General features: G+C 40.8%; 18 protein-coding genes. 10 read left to right on the top strand and 8 right to left on the bottom strand.

Annotated elements, in window-relative coordinates:
- Nucleotides 1-13 precede the first annotated feature (13 nt).
- Nucleotides 14-355: a PadR family transcriptional regulator gene (locus IPM34_04220; GenBank protein ID MBK8954747.1), complete on the top strand. Its 342-nt coding sequence runs from the start codon at nucleotides 14-16 to the stop codon at nucleotides 353-355.
- Nucleotides 348-998 carry a PspC domain-containing protein gene (locus IPM34_04215; GenBank protein ID MBK8954746.1) on the top strand — a complete coding sequence of 217 codons (651 nt, stop codon included), beginning with the start codon at nucleotides 348-350 and terminating at the stop codon, nucleotides 996-998. Before IPM34_04220 ends, IPM34_04215 begins: the two co-directional genes overlap by 8 nt.
- A gap of 270 nt (nucleotides 999-1,268) precedes the next feature.
- Here IPM34_04215 and IPM34_04210 read toward each other — a convergent pair whose 3' ends face one another.
- The gene (locus tag IPM34_04210; GenBank protein ID MBK8954745.1) at nucleotides 1,269-2,630 is read right to left on the bottom strand and encodes a T9SS type A sorting domain-containing protein; all 1,362 of its coding nucleotides are present in this window, start codon (nucleotides 2,628-2,630) and stop codon (nucleotides 1,269-1,271) included.
- Between the two features lie 184 nt (nucleotides 2,631-2,814).
- Between IPM34_04210 and IPM34_04205 the strand changes: the two genes are divergently transcribed.
- From IPM34_04205 to IPM34_04195, 3 genes are read left to right on the top strand one after another with little or no spacing between them, the layout of a single operon-like run.
- Nucleotides 2,815-4,266, top strand: coding sequence for an aldehyde dehydrogenase (locus IPM34_04205; protein MBK8954744.1), 1,452 nt, complete (start codon nucleotides 2,815-2,817; stop codon nucleotides 4,264-4,266).
- 1 nt (nucleotide 4,267) lies between these two features.
- The gene (locus tag IPM34_04200) at nucleotides 4,268-5,011 is read left to right on the top strand and encodes an ABC transporter permease (GenBank protein MBK8954743.1); all 744 of its coding nucleotides are present in this window, start codon (nucleotides 4,268-4,270) and stop codon (nucleotides 5,009-5,011) included.
- On the top strand, nucleotides 5,008-5,775 hold the full coding sequence (locus IPM34_04195) for an ATP-binding cassette domain-containing protein (protein ID MBK8954742.1): 768 nt from the start codon (nucleotides 5,008-5,010) through the stop codon (nucleotides 5,773-5,775). Before IPM34_04200 ends, IPM34_04195 begins: the two co-directional genes overlap by 4 nt.
- A gap of 779 nt (nucleotides 5,776-6,554) precedes the next feature.
- Here IPM34_04195 and IPM34_04190 read toward each other — a convergent pair.
- From IPM34_04190 to IPM34_04180, 3 genes are all read right to left on the bottom strand, one after another.
- Nucleotides 6,555-9,089: a thioredoxin family protein gene (locus IPM34_04190; GenBank protein MBK8954741.1), complete on the bottom strand. Its 2,535-nt coding sequence runs from the start codon at nucleotides 9,087-9,089 to the stop codon at nucleotides 6,555-6,557.
- A 107-nt stretch (nucleotides 9,090-9,196) separates the two neighbouring features.
- Complete coding sequence (gene purQ, locus IPM34_04185) at nucleotides 9,197-9,916, bottom strand: phosphoribosylformylglycinamidine synthase subunit PurQ (GenBank protein MBK8954740.1); 720 nt, start codon at nucleotides 9,914-9,916, stop codon at nucleotides 9,197-9,199.
- Nucleotide 9,917: 1 nt separating this feature from the next.
- A complete protein-coding gene (locus IPM34_04180) occupies nucleotides 9,918-10,895 on the bottom strand; it encodes a hypothetical protein (GenBank protein MBK8954739.1) in 978 nt (325 codons plus the stop codon).
- Nucleotides 10,896-11,371: 476 nt separating this feature from the next.
- Here IPM34_04180 and IPM34_04175 point away from each other — a divergent pair, with 476 nt between their 5' ends.
- Entirely contained in the window at nucleotides 11,372-12,352 is a 981-nt protein-coding gene (locus IPM34_04175) for a polyprenyl synthetase family protein (protein MBK8954738.1), read from the top strand.
- Nucleotides 12,353-12,600: 248 nt separating this feature from the next.
- Here IPM34_04175 and IPM34_04170 read toward each other — a convergent pair whose 3' ends face one another.
- The 4 genes from IPM34_04170 to IPM34_04155 all read right to left on the bottom strand — a co-directional run bounded on the left by IPM34_04170 (nucleotide 12,601) and on the right by IPM34_04155 (nucleotide 15,731).
- Nucleotides 12,601-13,815, bottom strand: a complete 1,215-nt coding sequence (locus IPM34_04170; GenBank protein MBK8954737.1) for an alanine dehydrogenase — start codon at nucleotides 13,813-13,815, stop codon at nucleotides 12,601-12,603.
- Nucleotides 13,816-13,818: 3 nt separating this feature from the next.
- Nucleotides 13,819-14,256: a tRNA (adenosine(37)-N6)-threonylcarbamoyltransferase complex ATPase subunit type 1 TsaE gene (gene tsaE, locus IPM34_04165; protein ID MBK8954736.1), complete on the bottom strand. Its 438-nt coding sequence runs from the start codon at nucleotides 14,254-14,256 to the stop codon at nucleotides 13,819-13,821.
- A gap of 154 nt (nucleotides 14,257-14,410) precedes the next feature.
- The gene (locus IPM34_04160) at nucleotides 14,411-15,118 is read right to left on the bottom strand and encodes a hypothetical protein (GenBank protein MBK8954735.1); all 708 of its coding nucleotides are present in this window, start codon (nucleotides 15,116-15,118) and stop codon (nucleotides 14,411-14,413) included.
- 274 nt (nucleotides 15,119-15,392) lie between these two features.
- Complete coding sequence (locus IPM34_04155) at nucleotides 15,393-15,731, bottom strand: hypothetical protein (protein ID MBK8954734.1); 339 nt, start codon at nucleotides 15,729-15,731, stop codon at nucleotides 15,393-15,395.
- A 193-nt stretch (nucleotides 15,732-15,924) separates the two neighbouring features.
- Between IPM34_04155 and IPM34_04150 the strand changes: the two genes are divergently transcribed.
- From IPM34_04150 to IPM34_04135, 4 genes are all read left to right on the top strand, one after another.
- A complete protein-coding gene (locus IPM34_04150) occupies nucleotides 15,925-18,507 on the top strand; it encodes a DNA gyrase/topoisomerase IV subunit A (protein ID MBK8954733.1) in 2,583 nt (860 codons plus the stop codon).
- A gap of 268 nt (nucleotides 18,508-18,775) precedes the next feature.
- Nucleotides 18,776-19,729 (top strand): alpha/beta fold hydrolase, encoded by a 954-nt coding sequence (locus IPM34_04145; protein ID MBK8954732.1) that lies wholly within the window; start codon nucleotides 18,776-18,778, stop codon nucleotides 19,727-19,729.
- A 179-nt stretch (nucleotides 19,730-19,908) separates the two neighbouring features.
- Entirely contained in the window at nucleotides 19,909-20,208 is a 300-nt protein-coding gene (locus tag IPM34_04140; GenBank protein MBK8954731.1) for a DUF3817 domain-containing protein, read from the top strand.
- Between the two features lie 138 nt (nucleotides 20,209-20,346).
- Nucleotides 20,347-20,574 (top strand): hypothetical protein, encoded by a 228-nt coding sequence (locus tag IPM34_04135; protein MBK8954730.1) that lies wholly within the window; start codon nucleotides 20,347-20,349, stop codon nucleotides 20,572-20,574.
- Nucleotides 20,575-20,594: the final 20 nt, after the last annotated feature.

Raw genomic sequence — 20,594 nt, 5'->3', positions numbered from 1 at the left:
TATTTGCACCATGATGAAAACAGACAATGCCATAGCCCAAATGAAAAAAGGAATCCTGGAAATGTGCATTCTGAGCATAATCGATAAAGAAGCCGTTTACCCTTCAGACATCATTCAGAAACTCAGAACCTCCGAACTGATCGTAGTCGAAGGAACTTTGTACCCTATTTTGAGCAGACTGAAAAACAACGGTTACCTCGAATATCATTGGAGAGAATCGCAATCGGGTCCGCCGAGAAAATATTTTACCATCACCGAAACCGGAAAACAAGCATTGCAAACTTTGCTCGAAAGTTGGTTGCATTTTGTAAATTGTGTAAATCTATCCATTCAAAACAAATCAGAAAATGAATAAAATTCAATACATCAACGTAGGAGGATATCCATTCTCAATCAACGAGGATGCTTTTCACAAGCTCGATAATTATTTGTCAAGACTCGACAGGCACTTTAGTCGTTCGGAGGGACATAAGGAAATCATGCAGGACATTGAATCCCGTATTGCCGAATTGTTTCACGAATATTTAGCCGGCCAAAAAATTCTCAACATCGAACACGTCGATAAAATGATTGCCGTCATGGGCACCGCAGAAAATATGGCCGACACCACAGATAACAATGAAGTTCCTCCTGGAGATGCATCCTGGAATTATTATACCGGAAAACGATTATTTAAAGATCCTTACGATAAAAAAATTGCCGGTGTGTGCTCTGGAATCGCCCACTATTTCGGAATTGAAGATCCAACCTGGGTCCGCGTAGCTTTTGTTTTCTTCGGCTTCTGGGGATTCGGAATCATCCTCTACCTGATCATGATGTTCGTTTTACCCGAAGCCATCAGTCCCTCCGATCGTTTGTCCATGAAAGGCAAACCCATCAACATCCAAAACATCGCCGATAAAGTCGAAGAAGAATTTGACGACATCACCAACCGCTTTGACGACTGGCGCAGCAAATGGAAAAACAAAAAGCAAAAAAGATGGCATAAACGCTATTAGGATATCCTTTTTTCGTTTGATCATTACGCACTGTGGCTTAAAAACTGCAGTGCGTTTTCTTTCAAAAATAGACTGCGCACCGATCAAGTGAATGACATCCTGATTGATCCCAATCTCTGCATTAGAATTGAAATATACTATATATTTTGATTATCTTTTTATAATTTCCAATATATTTCAATAGAAAGGTGATTTACAAAAACCCTAAACAAAGCTTATTGCTTATTGCTCTTTAAGCTAAGAAACTGGATTCCATTGCATGAATTGGATTTATTCTATATAGATTTTTCCAGAATATATTTTCTTTTGGTCTTTGATCGTATAAAAATAAATGCCTTGAGGGACTGGAGCCAGGGAGATCCGGTTGGTATGAATTAGAGTCTTGTCAATAAGTTCTGTTCCATCCATATTCGATAATTTGAAATGGATGCTGGATTGCTCAGGATTTGTTTTTAAAAACAATACATCCCGGGCCGGATTCGGATAAACCCAGTCCTCGGAATGTTTCGAATTTTTTGTACCTACAGATTGAATGTTGGAATAATAATAGATTTCAAAAGCATCATTCACCGGATTTCCTGCGTTGTAGCCAAAATAATTTGTTCTCAGCAACAAATGATTAAATTCCATTTGGCTTTCTTCGTCTTCCGGATCCGGAAGTAAAATTTCCTGGAAGCTGATCGAATTATCGTATTCATTTTCCCACTTAAAAAACAATTCCCACTTGTTCAAAGTCTCATTCCATTCGGAGTTTACAAAACGGATGGGATTATCATTGGGGTCATAGGTAATCTCCGTTTTTGAATTCCCTATCCAGATTGTACCATCATGAACGTGTTGTTGATACAGAATAAGTTTGCCTGCGGCATCGTAAAGATCACTGAATTTGTGTGTATAAACCCAATCCGCTGATACTTCATCCCAACTTGAAGTGATGAACTCAAATTGTTTTCCATTTGGATGATAGCTGAATTCTTCGCGGGCTTCAAAAAAATAATTGCTCCACTGTTGATTCCATCTGGAGTAGGTCTTCGATATTATTTGCGATTTGGCATTGTATTCGTGTTCTGTTAATATTTCTTTGTTCCATTTCTTTTTTGCAGAATCCCATAAAAAGTATTCACCTGATTTAATATTGAATTTGTTGTCGTATAGGATCGTATCTTTTGATAGGAGCTCCCACATATTTTGACCCGCATTCCATTCATAATAAAGAATTCGATTGACCAGACCATCCGGAGAGTAATCGAAATCGCTTTGAGAATAATTTACTAAATTATTTTGTTCTCTAAATTGAACCAGGTAGTTGACGATATTTCCATCGGGATCATAGGTGATTTGTCTCCTCGATTCCGGAATCCAGATTTGGTTGGTGGCAACCCAAATGTAATCTATTTGTTGGGTTAACCGTGCGCCTGGTTGCGTGGATTGATACGTATAAGCGGACTTGCGTTTTATATCTGGTAAAAGCTTTTCTTCGGTGATTACACTGTCCAATCGTTTTTTAAAATTTTGTAATGAGGTCGCTGTATGTTTGAGGTGATGGATTCGAACTTCTTCTGAAAATTTTTTCGCTCGTTGTTCTTTTGTCCATCCTGCATAACATGTCCCATGCGGTGTGTTATCTCGCATGTATCTGTTTTGACCATAAATGCAAGTGCTGGTACTCAGCAAAAAAATCCATAAAGAACTAAATTTTTCATGTGATCCTCTTTTGTTTATAAAGATAATGATCTTATTTTCGGATGGTTAATGAATGCTCAATTCTTTTTTTGAAACATATTTCAAGATGAAATCCAGAGTATCTTCGCATCCAATGAAAAGCATCCATAATTTCATCAATGGCAAGTATGTTGCCGCATCATCGGTTGCTCATTTTGAAAATATCAATCCGGCGACCGGGGAGTCTGTCTCCCATGTTGTAAGAAGTAATAAGGAGGATCTGGAAGCTGCTGTTCAGGCCGCTAAATCAGCTCTTCCGGATTGGAAAAAGAGATCAATGGAAGATCGTGCGAGGATTTTATATAACATAGCTGAAGGGATCGAATCGAAACTCGAAGAACTCGCACAAGCGGAAACAGCCGATACCGGCAAACCCATACAATTTTCCCGGTCCGTTGATATTCCAAGAGCGGCAGCTAATTTTAGGTTTTTTGCAGCGGCAGCCACTCAATTCGCTTCCGAGTCGCACGACATGGCCGGCAAAGCCATCAATTACACACTTCGGCAAGCCATAGGCGTCGTAGCCTGCATTTCGCCCTGGAACCTTCCTCTGTATTTATTTACCTGGAAAATTGCACCTGCCTTAGCTACCGGAAATTGTGTTATTGCAAAACCTTCAGAACTCAGTCCGACAACAGCTTTTATGTTGGGCCAAATTTGTAACGACGCTGGCTTGCCTCCAGGGGTATTGAATATCTTGCAGGGATATGGATCGGAGATTGGCGAGGCCATGGTCCAACATCCGGAAATCAAAGCGATCTCATTCACGGGTGGAACTAAAACGGGTGCTCGCATTGCATCTATCGCAGCCCCTCAGTTTAAAAAATTAAGCCTGGAACTTGGAGGAAAAAATCCATGTATCGTCTTTAGCGATTGCGATTATGAACGCACCCTGAAAAATGTTGTCCGTTTGGCTTTTTCAAACAGCGGACAAATCTGTTTATGCGGAAGCCGGATTTTGATTGAAAAAAGCATTTACGAACGATTTAAATCTGATTTAATAGAGGAAATAAAATCCTTTATCCCGGCTGATCCGCTGGATCCCCAGACAAAAATGGGTTCCCTCATTTCAAAAGAGCATCTTGAAAAGGTGGATTCTTATGTAAAACTCGCACGCTCCGAAGGTGGAACAATCTTATACGGTGGTGAAGCTGCAGTGATGCAGGGTGAGCATACCAGCGGGGCCTTTTACCTGCCGACAGTCATTGAAGGCCTTGGACCAGGTAGTCGTTGTAATATGGAAGAAATTTTTGGCCCGGTGATCACATTGCAAAGCTTTCATTCAGAAGATGAGGCTTTGAAATTGGCCAATGCCAGTCCCTATGGTTTGGCATCAACACTTTGGACTGAATCCCTGTCCAGGGCGCATCGCATGTCGGAAGCCTTACACACGGGCATCGTATGGGTCAACTGTTGGTTACTCAGAGATCTGCGAACTCCGTTTGGAGGTATGAACCAATCAGGTGTAGGCAGGGAAGGTGGCTGGGAGGCCATGCGCTTTTTTACTGAAGCCAAAAATGTATGTATTAATTTCGCGGCTCGTTGATATGGTTAATCTTTTTTTTCATTTAGGCAGATACGTGCTTTGGTTGGGACAAGCATTCAAAAAACCGGAGCGCATGAGCATGTATTGGAAAGAAACTTTGCGTCAAATGAACAGCATCGGGATTGGTTCGCTGGTCATTATCGGAGTCATTTCCATATTTATCGGTGCCGTGACCGCAGTTCAGTTTGCTTACCAAATGGAGGGTTCCATCATTCCAAGATATTATGTGGGCTATGTAGTGAGAGACATGACCATCATCGAGCTTGCTCCTACTTTTTCCTGTATGTTGCTGGCCGGGAAAGTGGGCTCGAATCTGGCAACAGAGTTGGGAGGAATGCGTCAAAAAGAGCATATCGATGCCATGGAAATTATGGGAGTCAACACAGCAGCCTATCTCGTACAACCTAAGTTGGTGGCAGCACTGGTTGTGATTCCAATGTTGGTTTGTATAGGCGCCTTTATCAGCATCATCGGTGGATATATGGCTGTGGTTCCGACAGGAGTTTTTTCTCATGGAGAATATGTACAGGGTCTTCGTTCTTTTTTCCTCCCCTATAACGTTTGGATGATGTTTGTCAAAGCCTTTGTATTTGCTTTTATCCTGACCACCGTGTCTTGTTACCAGGGCTACCATGTCAAAGGAGGCAGCATCGAACTTGGCGATGCCAGCACACGAGCGGTGGTATTTTCAAATATACTGATATTGTTATCCGATTACATCATTGCAATGATAATGACTTCATGATTCGGGCGGAAAACATTTGTAAGGATTTTAGCGGACAGGAGGTATTGAAAAATATCTATTGCGACTTTGAACCCGGCAAAGCGAACCTGATCATCGGACGTTCCGGTGCAGGAAAAACTGTACTTCTTAAAATATTGATAGGATTGCTGCATCCAAGTTCAGGAAAGGTTTGGTATGACAATATCGAACTGAACTCATTGAACAAACAACAATTGCGGGAATTGCGCATGCAAATAGGAATGCTGTTTCAGGGTTCTGCTTTGTTTGATTCCATGACCGTCGAAGACAACATTCGATTTCCTCTCGATATGTTTTCTACGATGACAAGAGCAGAAAAAAACGATCGTGTGAATTATTGTCTTGAACGGGTAAACCTTACAGGAAATAATAAGAAATATCCTTCTGAACTCTCTGGAGGTATGCAGAAAAGAGTGGGTATTGCCAGAGCCATCGTACTCAAACCGCGTTATCTCTTCTGCGACGAACCCAACTCAGGTCTTGACCCTAAAACTTCCATGGTCATCGATGAATTGATATATTCCATCACTCGCGAAAACAACATCATTACCATCATCAACACACACGACATGAATAGCGTCATGGAGATCGGAGATAATATTTTTCTGCTACACGAAGGCAAACTGGCCTGGTCCGGAAATAAAGAGGAAGTCCTCACCAGCGAAAACCAAACGCTTGAGTCGTTTATTTTCGCTTCACCCTTCCTCCAGAAAATGAAAGACAAATTCATAGAACACCACGGGTGAGAGTTTTCAGTATACAGTTGACAGTTCACAGTTCCGACATCAAGAGGCCTGGCAGTTAATTTAAATTATCTTCATTTCAGGAGCAATTCACAGTTTGCATTTGAAGGAGAATTGATAAAAGGCTTAAAGCGAGAAGCAGAAAGCAAGGAGGCTTGCAGGATAGCTGATTAATGAATTTTGCAGTCCCGATATCATGTAACTTATAGTTTCTATTAAATGATCTTGAAATCGGGATCAATTTGCAAGGTGGTTCAATGACTGGCAACAAAAATTTAATCTTCTAAAAGTCCATCGCAGCAATTATATTTATAAAAGTAGTCACGTATTAACAAACGTTAGTATGGAACTTTTAGTTTTAAAAATTTCTCTATAAACTTGGCTCCTTTAGCCTTAAGCCTTTTGTCTTTCGCCTTTTATTTGATGGTTGTTATTAAAATTGACTAACAAAAGTTCGTAAAATAACGCGATTGATAGCTTTAAGCTTTTCGCTTCTCGCCATATTTTCTTCAATCCCTTTTCCCCTTCAGCCTTAGGCCTCCTGGCCTATACGCCTCCATGCCTACACACCTCCATGCCTACACGCCTCCAGGCCTACACACCTCCATCCCGATAAAATTGCATAATATTTTAGTAAAGAAATAATTCTTTTTATTTTATCGGGACTACATGCCTACATGCCTACACGCCTACACGCCTCCATCCCGATAAAATTGCATAATATTTTAGTAAAGAAATAATTCTTTTTATTTTATCGGGACTACACGCCTCCAGGCCTACCACTACTCCCCCATTCCCACTTCTCCCACTCCCTCCTGTGAGGCTTTGCGAAAGGCATCGAGACCGCAATCCAGAAATGAGGCATAACCCTCCACCCCTTCGCGATATCCGCGAGGTTTTGCTAACACTTGTTCGTCTGGACTTAACAATATGTAGAGCGGTTGACTATTTTGATTAAAATTGACGATTTGAAAATCAGCCCATTTGTTTCCAACATTCCGAAGTTTGGTGTTGCGCACCGTTGAAAACAATTCTTGTTCGAGAGGCTGGCGGTCGTCTACGTATAAGGATACCAAAACGTAATCCTGAGAGATCCGGTTACGTACTTTATCATTAACCCAAATATGTTCTTCTGTTTTCCGGCAATTCACACAACCATATCCGGTAAAGTCCAACAAGATGGGTTTGTTCACTTCTTTTGCATGTGCCAATCCTTCGTAATAGTTCTTAAAACAATCCAGGTTGTTGGCACATTTGGTAAAACTTGGATATTTTGTTTTTAATGCGGCATCGACTTCCGGTTCCGGGAGAAAATAATTGTAGTTGGAAGGAGGTGCCAACCCGCTCATGAGTTTTAAGGAATTGTAAGTTTTAAGCTCTTCGTTATAAAAGAATCCGGTGATGAGGTAGATGGTTGCAGCCAATGAACCCAATGCAAAAATCCACCGCGTTGGCGATAATTTTTTTACCGGACTGTCGTGAGGGAATTTGATAACACCAAATAAATAAAGGGCCATCAATCCAAATACAAGCACCCATGCTCCCATAAAAATCTCATAACCCAATATTCCCCAATGCTGAGTCATGTCCGCTACCGATAAAAATTTGAAAGCCAATGCAAGTTCCAGAAATCCTAAAACTACCTTCACGCTGTTCATCCAGGATCCGGATTTAGGCAAAGAATTCAGAAAAGCCGGAAATGCAGCAAACAAACCAAAAGGAATTGCCAATGCCGTTGAAAAACCAAGCATGACGATAAAGGGTCCCATTTTAGAACTTGCAGATTGAACAATTGCTGAACCGATGATCGGACCTGTACAGGAGAAACTCACAATAGCCAGTGTAAATGCCATAAAAAATATTCCGAGCAATCCGCCGGATTCTGATAATGCATCGCTTCTATTGGCCCAACTGCTGGGCAAAGTGATTTCGTAATATCCAAAAAATGAAAATGCAAAAAAGATAAAAATCACAAAGAACAAAGTATTCGCGATCCAGTTCGTCGATAATTCATTGAGTGCAGTGGCACCAAATACTGCAGTAATGAAAATGCCAATCGCTACATAAATAACAATGATTGACAATCCGTAGATGAGTGCATTCTGAAATCCTTTGCGCTTGGTGTCTTTAGTAAAAAACGATACCGTAAGTGGAATCATCGGAAATACACAGGGTGTCAGCAAAGCCAGCAAGCCTCCCAAAAAACCAAATACAAAGGTCCACCAGTGATTCTTACCTTCCAGAATCTCTTCGCCGCAATTTCCTATTGGATTTTTCTGACTTTCAATCAGACTGGGAATAAGCTGATCAATGTTGTTTCCGTCTCCTGAGGGGCCCGTTGGTTGTACTTCTTCTGTTTCCAGTTTGAAATTGTTTTTAGCAGGATCAAATTGAAAAGCAATTGTGGCAGGAGGAAGGCAACGCGTATCATCACAAGTCTGATAAGTAAAAAATCCTTTGATAATCGTGTTGGGATCCTTAACCTGAATGTCCTGTGAAAAACTGACAGCTTCCTTGAATTTGATCAGGTCCATTTCAAAAATTTCATCGAAAAGCTGTAAACGGTGATCCGATATTTCAACAAGTTTATTGGAAAACTCGAAGGATGGGGAGGTTTGGAATTCATATCCGCTCGGAATCGGACCGTCTTCAGGAATAAAATGGCTATAAATAAACCAACCCTTTTGAATTGTTGCGTGAACGATCAGGCTGTAACTACCATTGCCATTTTGCTTAAGCTCTGAGCGCAGTGTTACGGGATTCAATATACTACTTTCGGCAGGATCCGATTCTCCGGCATTTTCCATCGGAAGGCCTTGAAATTGAACTCCCCCAATCCCGGTTTTTCCCTGATCTGTACTTCCGTCCGCATATACACTGAAATCTTCATAAGCCGGAGGAATGCACTTTTCACTATCACAACTCATGAAATACACTGAAAACTTAACAGGTATGGATGGATCATTCACTTTCAGTTTTTGAATAAACTGAACTTCGTCGTAATACTTAGCGACCACCACATTGTCAAACAGAGGTTCCGGCCCTTCTTTTTTATGACCTTTTTCCTGTACACCACCCATGCATTCGTATGCCGGACTTTTTTCAAAATTGAATTCCGTGGGTTGAGCGCCGTCCGGATCAGACGTTTGGCTATATATGGCCCAGCCCTTATCCATTTTTGCTGTGATGGTCAGCTCGTATTCGTTTCCGGAACGCTTCTGAATGCTGTGGCTCCAATGTACCGGTTGCAGCAATTGTGCCACAGAATAATTATAAATAATTAAGGCACTGATACTTAGCAAAAAATTTCTCAACATGGTCCTGATTTACGAAAACAAAAATAGGATAAAGACACCAATCCAATGTCTTGTTTAAGAGAGCTTTAATTCGTGTTTAACCTATGCTTAACCAAAGCAGATGCCAATCAGGCAATACTCATGGAATATTGGCGGATCCAGCTAAACAAAGACTCAAACATGTATTTTCCATCATCATTGCCAAGAGCGGGTTCACTGGCCCTTTCCGGATGAGGCATCAATCCACATACATTCCGCTCGGCATTGCAGATCCCGGCAATGTGAAGACAGGAACCATTAACATTGTCCTCCGGTCTTATTTCACCAGACTCATTGCAATATTGAAACATGATCTGATTGTTGGATTTCAAATGTTCCAGGGTTTCGGGATCGGCAAAATACCGCCCATCGGCATGGGCTATGGGAATTTGATAAGCTTTGTGTGTATCGAGCGTACAAGTAAGGGGCGTATCGGTTGTATAAGGTTTGAGGAACACGTTTTTACAAATAAACTTTTCATTCAGGTTAGGGAGCAACTGACCCGGCAACAATTGGGCTTCACAAAGTATTTGAAATCCGTTGCAAATTCCTATAACCAGTCCGCCTTCATTGGCAAACCGCACAACTTCCTTCATGATGGGAGAAAACCTGGCAATGGCCCCGCATCTCAGGTAATCGCCATATGAAAAACCTCCGGGTAAAAACAGGCAATCTCCCTGTTGAAACCCTTCCAAACTTGTCTGCTTATGCCATATCTTTTGTACCGCTTTGTGAAAAACCTTCTCCAATACGTACATCATATCGTCATCGCAATTCGAACCGGGAAAAACGACTACACCAAATTTCATATTACCAATTTTGAAACTGCAAAAATAAAGAAATCACGATCATAAACAGATGCAAGGTCTCTGCTATTAACGGATTTTTTAAACGGGAAAACAGCAACCCACACAAAATCGACAAAGGGGTCAGAACGAGGATCAAATGAGCCGGATTGTCAATCCTTAGAAAAAATATACTGAATAAACTGATCAGAAGACACCAGAACAGAATGTCGTAAATCTTTTGAACTGCGATGCTTTTTTTGATTTGAATGTTGGCATAATTGATGAGCGCATAGATTATGCTAGCCATAATAATTCCAAACATAACCCATCCTTCATTGACATTTTGCATTGAAAAAATAAAGGGTCTGAAATAACCGGCAATCTGGAATTGATAGAATTCACTGTGTAAATTGTACAAGTAGAGTGCAAACATCAACAGCATATATACATTGGCGAATCCACCTAATATCTGAAACAACTCCCTTGGCTTAAAGCCTCGTAAGATGATGAGGCCAATAACACCAGCCAATAAATAATAGAAGTATGGCAAATAAAATAAACTGGCAATTCCGACAAAAAAACCAAAATTAAAAAGGGTAAGTGGAACCTGTTTCTTCTGATAAATTTTCAGCAACTCTAAAAGGCTTATTGAGAAAAATACATTACCAACAAGCATTGCACTCAATTCTAAATTCCGGTAATGCAAACCAATATATAAGATATAAAACAAACTTGGAAAGAGTTGGGCATCGGGCATCAGCTTAAACTTACTGACTATTTGAGCCAGGATCAGGCTGGTTAATACGATGAGAATTGTCGAAAGTATAAGTTGTGTTGTTCCTGAAGAAATCCAGCTGACTATAAATTTATTGAATATCCAGTTTTTATCATTAACCTCGATGGCTCTTCCGGTAAACCATGGACTCAGGTGAAGCACCATGGCATATGGGATAAGCAGTACCAAACTAATAAATGTATTCTTCTTGAAGATCTCTAGCAAAATCCGGGTTTATTGGTCAAATTTAAGCAATGAATCTGTTGAAATATGCACGGGATGGAATTAATTCTTAATCAAGGGACGATTCAGCCTGAAAATGACTTCTCTATATGGCTTTCAGGATGCCTTTGGCTAATTTATTCACCAAAAAGGCGATATTGCTTAAAGCCGAAGCTAGGTATTAACCCTCTAAAATTAGAGTACGCTTTTTAAGACCCTGATCACTCCTGGTAAGGTGTTAAAACTGAAATAGTTTGAAGATTGAGCCCTTATAAGTTTTTAGAAGCAAGCTGAAATTAAATTTGTTTTTCAGTGATTGTTCTGTATGTAAACTTCAGACCATTTGGAAACATGACTTGTTTGTTTTGCCAGCGAGCTCATCATCAGAATAATCAAAACCTGTAGTTCAAATAACAGAATACATTCAGGCTCTGAAAAAAAAATAGATTCGTTATCCGGATACTTATCTTTGGCCTGAAATGGGTTCCCGTTACAACTTGGATGAAATCAAAGCACCCGTAAGTGAAGATTTGAAAAGATTTGATCTTCACTTCAGGGAGGCCATGAAGAGCAGGGTCCCCCTACTCGATAAAATAAGTTATTACATCGTAAAAACCAGAGGGAAACAATTGCGGCCCCTCCTTTCTTTACTTTGTGCCAAACAATTTGGCAGCATCAATGAAAAATCATACAGCGCTGCAACCCTCGTCGAATTGTTGCACACAGCTACTTTGGTGCATGATGATGTCGTAGATGATTCTTTCCAACGCAGGGGTTTTTTTTCGATCAAAGCCTTATGGAAAAATAAAATTGCCGTATTGGTCGGTGATTATCTTTTGTCGAGAGGATTATTGACCGCCCTCAATCGCAAACATTTTGATTTGCTTGAAATTTTGTCCACCGCGGTGAGCGATATGAGCGAAGGCGAATTGCTCCAATTGGAAAAAGCAAGGCGATTGGACATCACTGAAGAAGTGTATTTTGATATCATCCGTAAAAAAACAGCCTCTCTGATTGCGTCGGCATGCGTATGTGGGGCCAAAAGCACAACCGATCAGGAGGATGAGCTTAAAAAGATCAAGATTTTTGGTGAACTGATTGGGATTGCTTTTCAGATAAAAGACGATCTGATGGATCTTTCCAAGGAAGTTACGGGCAAACCAAAAATAACCGACATCAAAGAAAAAAAGATGACGCTCCCTTTGATACTTGCACTCAAAGCCGCCGCTCCGGCTGAAAAGGATCAAATCATCAGGTTAATACGCAAACATAATGAGGAAACAGAAGCCATCAACCAGGTGATTACCTTCATACATAAGTATAAAGGAGTAGAAGGAGCAGAACAAAAAATGAAAGAATACAGGGACGAGGCTCTGCAAGTTCTGGAATCTTTTCCGGAAAACGAAGCGGGCATTGCTTTGAAAAAGCTTTGCTATTTCATCACGGAGCGAAGTAAGTAATTTGTAATGTTTTAATAAAAGTAATTTGAGGAGCTGTAAGTCAAAAACTTAAAGCGTAAAACCAATTTCAAACAAAAAAAATAATTTTAACTAACTATCGTTCGTTAATTTCAAATCCGTCATTCAATAAAATCTATACACTAAAAACTTCAAACTGCTCCCGACATCAGGTTGATCTATGTTTTCCTCTGGCTCTTTCATGTCGGGACTGCTTACTATCATCCAACAACTAACACCCAACAACTAAATCATATGGTCGAAGTCAACAGCAATTCAAGATTGGTGTATTTGATACCAAACCTTTGACTCAAATATTCATTCGTCAGACATCCTTTGTAAGTATAAATCCCGTTTCTCAGTCCTTTGTGTTGATAGATCAGATGTTCAATACTTCCGGTATCTCCCGCTTCCTGAAGGACTGTGGTTATGATGTTGCTGACGCCAATGGAAGCCGTTCTGGCTACTTTGGATGGAATATTGGGAACGCAATAATGAATCACTCCATGGATAATTCGGGTAGGATTGTCGTGTGTAGTGACCTGACTCGTTTCAAAACAACCACCCTGGTCGATACTGACATCTATTATGACAGAACCGGGTTTCATTTGCATGACCATTTCTTCTGAAACCAGCAGCGGAGCTCTTCCGGTTTTACTGTGAATGGCACCAATCACAACGTCGGCCGACATCAGTTGCTGGGTCAAAGTCACCGGATTTAAAGAGGAGGTATACATTTGTCTTCCGATCCTGTTCTGGATACGAATGAGTTTGTGAATATTGTCGTCAAAGATCCTGACCGATGCGCCCAAAGCCAGGGCTGCCCTTGTGGCGAACTCTGCAACGACCCCTGCTCCAAGGATAACCACCTTTGCTGGTGGCACTCCGGAAATACCACCCAACAACAAGCCTTTTCCATGGATCGGATTCGACAACAATTCGGCTGCTGTTTGTACCACAGAGATTCCGGCAATTTCCGACATAACGCGAACCAATGGGAAAGTTCCATCATCGGCTTGCAGATATTCCATGGCTATGGCAGTTACCCTTTTTTGTCTTAGAATCTGAATGTACTCGTTGGAGATGACCGGAAGATGAAGGGGTGAAATTAAAACCTGACTCGGGTGAAACAGATCAAGTTCTTCAACTGAGGGAGGAGCTACCTTTAATAAGATATCGCAATCAAATACTTGCTTTTTATCGTGGATAATCTGCGCTCCGGCTTCAGAATAATCTTTATCGCTGTAATGGGCTTTTTTTCCTGCATCAGACTCAATGATCACCCTATGGCCCCTGGCTACAAGATTGGTAACTGAAGCGGGAACCAGGGCTACCCGGTTTTCCATCAACATACTTTCCTTGGGAATCCCGATCTTTAATGAAGATTTGGCTCGATATAAGGCCAACATTTCAGGCTGAGTGAGAAACTCCCTTTGAGGCGACGAGTAATACTGTGACTCCTGCATGATTTAAAAGGTTAAGATAATCTTTCTATTCAGATTATCCAAAACTTCAAATTGAATTTCTATGACCGGCTGACCCTTCAACAACGGTTTAATGAGATCAGGCCATTCTATAAACACCGGGATCCCTGATTCGAGGTAATCCGGAACTCCAATGTCGTAGATATCTTCCATTTTTTCAATCCTGTAAAGATCCATATGAACGATCCGGTTCAATCCCCATTTGTTTAAACCACATGCGTATTCGTTGATGATGGAAAAACTGGGACTGCTAACCTCCGACGCGCAGCCAAGTTGGGCACAAATGCCTTTAATAAAAGTAGTTTTACCGGCTCCCATCTCCCCGCTCACAAGAATTGGTCTGTCTTTAGAAATGATCATCAGGACCTTTTCTGCCACTGTTCTGATTTCTGTTTCCGAAAAGACGAACTCCTGTGTTTTCATGAAATGCTGTGCTCTTTCATCATACAATTTTATAGCTTAATGATCCCTCCTGTTCGTTGAGAAAAATTTCAGCTGTATCAGAGTTTAAATTCAACTTCATATAAATAAAAAAACCACGGCATTTGTCGTGGTTTTATGCTGATTTTTTTTGAATTTAAGGCTGAGAAATCAAAAACTTTGAATCGGGAACATCGGCGTTCACAGATATTTTTGTCATCTCCAGCGGACCCTGCATGGACTCTATGGTGTGCGGATAAATGTAGCCCCCTTCAACTTCTTTGTAATTGCTGAATTTGGTTTCTGCTTCCATTTCTTTCCCTCCGGCCTGAACCTTGGTCACGGTTTTTACGATAAAGTAAGTTTGAGGGTCGATCAGGTAATAGGTGACCTGGCCTTCCGGGCTTTGGCACTTCAATTTAAAACATTCGGTGCCGTCCACGTCATCCATCCCTAAATATTCAACCTTATTTCCTTTGGTCGAATATTCGTAAAGTTGTCCGCTCAGATCCCATTGACTTGCACTTTGGTTGAGCATTTCAGTTGGGATAGGCTCGGGTTTGGTCTGTCCGCTGAATGGCATAAAGCTCCATCCGGAATCAGGCCTCATCACCGTCCATGCATCCATACCCATTACACTGAAATCAACGCGAACTCCTTTCTTGTGGACAATTGTGGTGGTCACGGGAATCTCCATCCCCTGGGCACTCACCAACCCTTCGAGAATTACAGACTTAATGGAAGTCAATTTATCTTTTCCTCCAAGCGCCTTGATGTATTTTTCAATAATCTCGTCAGTAGTTTGTGCAAAACTACCTGCGGTTAAAAAAACAAGAGCCATTAAACTCAATAAATTTCTTTTCATGTATTTTAAAATTTTAAACAAAATTAAATCAATCTTGAGGGTTCTGCTAAAAATTAACCCGAATAGGCTAATAATTAAGATAAATTTGAAAAAATGGCCGATAAATGCATTACCCTAAACCAATCACCGGAAGCAGTTTTATTTACCAGGTGTTTAATGGTCTGTTTTACGGATTTCAAAAATTTGTACACCCAGGCATTGGGTTTCGACTAATAAATAATCCAAATAAAAAACCCGGCCTTTGCCGGGTCAGACGGTATAAAAACTGAACTTATCATCTATGGCCACGATGCCTGCGATCTCGATCTTCTTTCTGTTTCCGTAATTCCCTGTTAAAATCTCTGTACATCTTTTGCAGTTTCTTACTTTCCCAACGATCCAGGTGACCATCCCGCAGCATCCATCTTCTTACTTCGAGAATTCTCTCTTCTTGCAGTTCAAGCAATCGCCTTTCATCCCGGGTCAACTTTCCATGTCTCCAACCTTCTTCGATGCGGTCATCGAAAAAATCATCGTCTTTCCAATCCCGGTGTTTGTCTTTCCAGCCCTGGCTTATTCCGGCTTGAAATATTAAAACCATCAGGGCAATCAGGGTCGCAATTTTTGTTTTCATTTTTTAAATATTTAAGGTGAACAATTACTCATGAGATAAATCCTCCCGAACTTCGATTAATCGGAAACGGCGCTTTAACGTAATTTTAATGAAGCGAACTTTGAAAAGCTTCCGAATCAATTCTTTAGCGAATTATATATATTAATTTCGTAATATGTAAAGGTATTGATTATCTTTGCTTCAAATTAAAATTATGGCGAAAGTGCCCCCTAAGGATTCCATAGACCACATCCTCACCCTCGACGGAATGTACCAGAATTATTTTCTGGATTATGCCTCATACGTTATTCTTGAGAGAGCCGTTCCTGCCATTGACGATGGTCTGAAACCCGTTCAAAGAAGGATCCTGCACAGCATGTACGAAAAAGAGGACGGGCGTTACCATAAGGTCGCAAATCTCATCGGCCATACCATGCAATACCATCCCCATGGCGATGCAGCCATTGGAGACGCACTCGTCAATCTCGGGCAAAAAGATCTGGTCATCGACACGCAGGGAAACTGGGGCGACTTCAGGACCGGGGATTCTGCAGCAGCGTCCCGATACATCGAAGCCAGATTGTCGAAGTTTGCCCTGGCTGTCGCTTTCAATCCGGATACCACCGAATGGCAACTTTCTTATGACGGTAGAAACCAGGAACCCCTGGCTCTGCCTATGAAATTTCCATTGTTACTCGCTCAGGGCGTCGAAGGAATTGCTGTCGGACTTGCCACTAAAATCTTACCACATAATTTTATCGAACTCATCAAAGCTTCTATTCAGGCTTTGAAGGGTAGAAAATTTGAACTTTTTCCGGATTTCGAAACCGGGGGATCCATCGACGTCAGTGAATACAACGAGGGGCAGAAAGGTGGAAAAGTAAAAATCAGGGCAAAAATTGAACTCGAGGACAAAAAATTCCTGGTCATCAGGGAGTTGCCTTACAGCGTAACTACAGGAAGTCTGATTGAGAGTATTGTGAAAGCAGCCGATAAGGGAAAAATAAAAATCAAACAAATTTCTGACAACACGGCAAAAGATGTCGAGATCCGCATTGAATTGCAGCCGGGCACTTCTCCGGAAGTCACCATAGATGCTCTGTACGCATTTACCAGCTGTGAAATAAGCATCTCACCAAATGCTTGTGTGATTGTGGGTGACAAACCTAAATTCCTTTCTGTACATGAGATTTTAAAACATTCTGCTCAGCATACGCGGTTTTTATTGGGTCGCGAGCTCGAAATCAAAAAAGAAGAATTACTCGAAAAATGGCATTTGGTTTCACTTGAAAAAATATTCATCGAAAACAGGATTTACCGCGATATCGAGGAATGTACAAGTTTCGAGCAGGTTCTGGAAGTCATTGGGAACGGTTTAAAAAAATACGTCCATACGCCTTCCCAGGGATCCCGCCCGCCTTCCGGAAAATACCGATTGAACCGGGAGATCAGTAAAGATGATCTGTTGCATTTAACTGAAATCAGGATTAAAAGAATTTCTAAATACAACAAATTCCATACCGACGAGACACTTCAATCCCTGGAAGCTGAATTAAAACAAGTTCAGCATCATCTCGACAATCTGACCGACTATGCCATTAGTTATTACGAAAATATTCTTGAAAAATTTGGCAAAGGCAGAGAACGAAAAACGCGATTGCTGCAGTTTGAATCCATACAGGCTACTCAGGTAGTTGCCAACAACAGCAAATTGTATGTCAACAGGGAAGATGGTTTTATCGGATTTGGCTTAAAGAAAGATGAGTATATCAAAGAATGCAGCGATATAGACGACATCATCGTATTCCGCAAAGATGGAAAAATGATTGTCAGTAGGATTGCAGAAAAAACATTTGTTGGAAAAGATATTGAATATGTTGATGTATGGAAAAAAGCCGACGAACGCACGACTTACAACATCATTTACCTGGATGGAGAATCAGGTCGTGCTATGGCAAAGAGATTTAATGTGACCGGGATCACCCGAGATAAAGAATACGATCTCACAAAAGGGCATCCAAAATCAAAAATGCTCTATTTCTCCTGCAATGCGGAAGGTGAAGCTGAAATTGTTACAGTATTCCTGACGGCAGGTTGCAAAGCCAAAATCAAAACCTTTGATTTTGATTTTTCAGAATTGGAAATCAAAGGACGAAGCAGCCAGGGCAATATTGTTACAAAATATCCCGTCAGAAAAATTCAACTCAAAGAAAAAGGTAAATCAACTCTTGGTGCTCAGCAAGTTTGGTACGATCCTTCGACCGGTCGCCTCAATACGGAAGAAAGAGGACAGTTTCTTGGTGGCTTAAACCGTGGAGACCGCCTGCTTTGCATATTTAAAAATGGATCCTATGAAATAACCGAATACGATCTCAACAATCGGTATAGCTATGATGAGGTCTTGAGTATTGGAAAATTCAATCCGGATGATATTTTGTCTGTTGTTTACTTCGAAGGTGAAAAATCGTGGTCGATGGCAAAGCGTTTTAAAATTGAAACCACGAGCTTAAATCAACGCTTCGGATTTATTGGAGAAAGCAAGGCTTCGAAATTGTATTTTGCTAGCACACATCCGGATCCTGAAGTATTGTTTACCTACAAAAGGAAAAAAGAAAGTATTGATGAAATTTTGACCATCCGCGAATTTGTAGATGTCAAAGGCTGGAAAGCCATCGGCAATAAAATTGAAGATGTTCCATTGGTGAAAGTACTCGATCAAAGCAAACCCATTGTCAAAAGTTCTTCCGACAAATCCAAAAGCTTCAAAGCAGGCGATACACTTGAATTCGATTTGTAAGAATCTAGTTGTTGGTTGTTAGTTGCTAGTTGCTAGTTGTTAGTTGTTAGTAGGGGGTTGGCAGTTGATGTGACTAACAAACGTTCGTTAATTTTGAGATACAAAAACCAACCTAAAAGTCAAAAAGTCAAAAAGTCGAAATGTCGAAACTTCGAAACTTCGAAATCCCGATAAAATGGCATAATACTTCAGAAAAGAAATAGTTAGCTTTATTTTATCGGGACGAAAAGTCCATCTTAACTAAACATGAATATCATTTAAAAAAAACATGAAAAAAACCTATTTGATTCTTTTTGGACTTTTGAGTTCAATGATTTTGTTTGGCCAGCAGTTTCCCGATAGCCGGGTTGATGGAAAGTATTACACTATAAATGGTGCGAAGATTTGGACGGTAAGTCATGGGGAGGGAGACCCCTTGTTTGTCATTCCTGGAGGACCCGGTAGTGCACATGTAGGGATGCGAAGGCTGGATTCGCTGGCAACGTCGTGCAAATTAGTCTATTTTGATGGTTTCGGGCGCGGACTTTCGGATACAGCTTTGGATGTACGCGATTACAATCTCGACAGGGATGTCGCAGATCTCGAAGCCTTGCGCGTAGCGATGAATTTCTCTGCCATCAATATTTTCGGACATTCCTATGGCACGGTTGTGGCGCAGGCTTATGCCTTGAAATTTCCTGAGCGGGTCAAACATTTGATTTTATCTGCTCCCTTTCACAGTCATGCCATGTGGCAGGAGAATGATGATAATTGCAATCACGAGATCAGGGTAAATTATCCGGAAGTGTGGGATACACTGAAGGTATTGCGCAAACAGGGTTTTAAATCGAGCGATCCCATTCACCAGGAGGTATATGGCAGGGTTCCATATGGTTTTCTCTATGCTTACAATCCTGAAAATTTCAAAAGCAGAGGTCAGAATCCTTATCCCAACCGATTTAATGCGAAACTGTACTATCAAATGGTTGGAAAGGATGGAGATTTTAAAGTTGGAAGTGATATCGGCCGATTTGATTTTCGAAAAAAATTGAAAGACTTAAAAATGCCCGTACTCATTTTGGCCGGCCGGTTTGACCGCGTAGCTGTACCCTGGTTGATGGTGCAGTATAAAACCTATTGTCCGCAAGCAGCGTTTTATCTTTTTGAGAAAAGTGGACATAATACTTTTGTTGAAGAACCTGAAAAAACTTTTTCAATCATCCGAAATTTTCTGAAACCGTAAGCAGGCATATTCATTTATCAAACTTACAGGAATTGTTTTGGTTGAGACCGGAAGGAATAGAATGGTAAAAGAGAGAATGAATGGTTATCTGGACAAAGAACTATGGGTTCATAAGTTCATTTTTGTTTTTTTACAGCAAACCTTAAACTTTAAACCTTCAAGGGCGTTCCTAATAGCTTATGGATCGTTTAAAACAATATCGCCTGGTAGGATTTCTTGAGGGTATTTCTTACATTTTACTATTGGGTATTGCCGTACCGGTCAAATACATAGGTGGCAATGATCTGGGCGTTAAGTTGCTGGGTATGCCGCACGGAATCTTATTCATGGCTTATATTGCTTACAGCATCCACTTTTACGACAAACAGAATTGGAAGACTTCTTTGCTGTTCTATGCATTCCTCGCTTCACTCCTCCCATTTGGAACCATCTATTTCGACCTTAAGGTACTCAAACCTTTGGCGCAAAAGCAAACTTGAGGCGCTTCGAAGCCAGAGTTCTTTCAGGGAATCGCTTTGGATGTAAATTATCTATTTAAATAATTAATACTCAAAATATTAAACAGCAATACAGCTTTGTTGATCCAAAGGTGTTAAATGCAGTATATTTGGTGAATAATGATGAACCGGATTTTATCCATTTTGATAGCATGGGGGGTGTTTCAAATTGGATTGAGCCAGATACATATTCAACTGACCCTGCCACAAAACATCGAGCAATGCCTCGGCTTGCCTGTGGAAATTCTGATATCCAACGAAGGGCGAGCCCCACTTCTGAATGCTGATATTCAATTGCATTTATCAGATCATTTTAAGTATAAACCACCGAAAAATTTTGGTTGCTAAAATTATTAAAATATGCTCTG

The organism is Saprospiraceae bacterium (genome assembly GCA_016716185.1).
Classification (GTDB): domain Bacteria; phylum Bacteroidota; class Bacteroidia; order Chitinophagales; family Saprospiraceae; genus Vicinibacter.
Note: the sequence above shows the minus strand (reverse complement) of the source record. Positions and strands in the feature narration are given on the sequence as shown.

What these genes read in the sequence shown, in the direction of transcription:
- IPM34_04220 (MBK8954747.1), top strand. Translation starts at nt 14, where the DNA reads ATGAAAACAGACAATGCCATAGCCCAAATGAAAAAAGGAATCCTGGAA.
- IPM34_04215 (MBK8954746.1), top strand. Translation starts at nt 348, where the DNA reads ATGAATAAAATTCAATACATCAACGTAGGAGGATATCCATTCTCAATC.
- IPM34_04210 (MBK8954745.1), bottom strand. Translation starts at nt 2,630, where the DNA reads ATGCGAGATAACACACCGCATGGGACATGTTATGCAGGATGGACAAAA.
- IPM34_04205 (MBK8954744.1), top strand. Translation starts at nt 2,815, where the DNA reads ATGAAAAGCATCCATAATTTCATCAATGGCAAGTATGTTGCCGCATCA.
- IPM34_04200 (MBK8954743.1), top strand. Translation starts at nt 4,268, where the DNA reads ATGGTTAATCTTTTTTTTCATTTAGGCAGATACGTGCTTTGGTTGGGA.
- IPM34_04195 (MBK8954742.1), top strand. Translation starts at nt 5,008, where the DNA reads ATGATTCGGGCGGAAAACATTTGTAAGGATTTTAGCGGACAGGAGGTA.
- IPM34_04190 (MBK8954741.1), bottom strand. Translation starts at nt 9,089, where the DNA reads ATGTTGAGAAATTTTTTGCTAAGTATCAGTGCCTTAATTATTTATAAT.
- purQ (MBK8954740.1), bottom strand. Translation starts at nt 9,916, where the DNA reads ATGAAATTTGGTGTAGTCGTTTTTCCCGGTTCGAATTGCGATGACGAT.
- IPM34_04175 (MBK8954738.1), top strand. Translation starts at nt 11,372, where the DNA reads ATGGGTTCCCGTTACAACTTGGATGAAATCAAAGCACCCGTAAGTGAA.
- IPM34_04170 (MBK8954737.1), bottom strand. Translation starts at nt 13,815, where the DNA reads ATGCAGGAGTCACAGTATTACTCGTCGCCTCAAAGGGAGTTTCTCACT.
- tsaE (MBK8954736.1), bottom strand. Translation starts at nt 14,256, where the DNA reads ATGAAAACACAGGAGTTCGTCTTTTCGGAAACAGAAATCAGAACAGTG.
- IPM34_04160 (MBK8954735.1), bottom strand. Translation starts at nt 15,118, where the DNA reads ATGAAAAGAAATTTATTGAGTTTAATGGCTCTTGTTTTTTTAACCGCA.
- IPM34_04155 (MBK8954734.1), bottom strand. Translation starts at nt 15,731, where the DNA reads ATGAAAACAAAAATTGCGACCCTGATTGCCCTGATGGTTTTAATATTT.
- IPM34_04150 (MBK8954733.1), top strand. Translation starts at nt 15,925, where the DNA reads ATGGCGAAAGTGCCCCCTAAGGATTCCATAGACCACATCCTCACCCTC.
- IPM34_04145 (MBK8954732.1), top strand. Translation starts at nt 18,776, where the DNA reads ATGAAAAAAACCTATTTGATTCTTTTTGGACTTTTGAGTTCAATGATT.
- IPM34_04140 (MBK8954731.1), top strand. Translation starts at nt 19,909, where the DNA reads ATGGATCGTTTAAAACAATATCGCCTGGTAGGATTTCTTGAGGGTATT.
- IPM34_04135 (MBK8954730.1), top strand. Translation starts at nt 20,347, where the DNA reads ATGATGAACCGGATTTTATCCATTTTGATAGCATGGGGGGTGTTTCAA.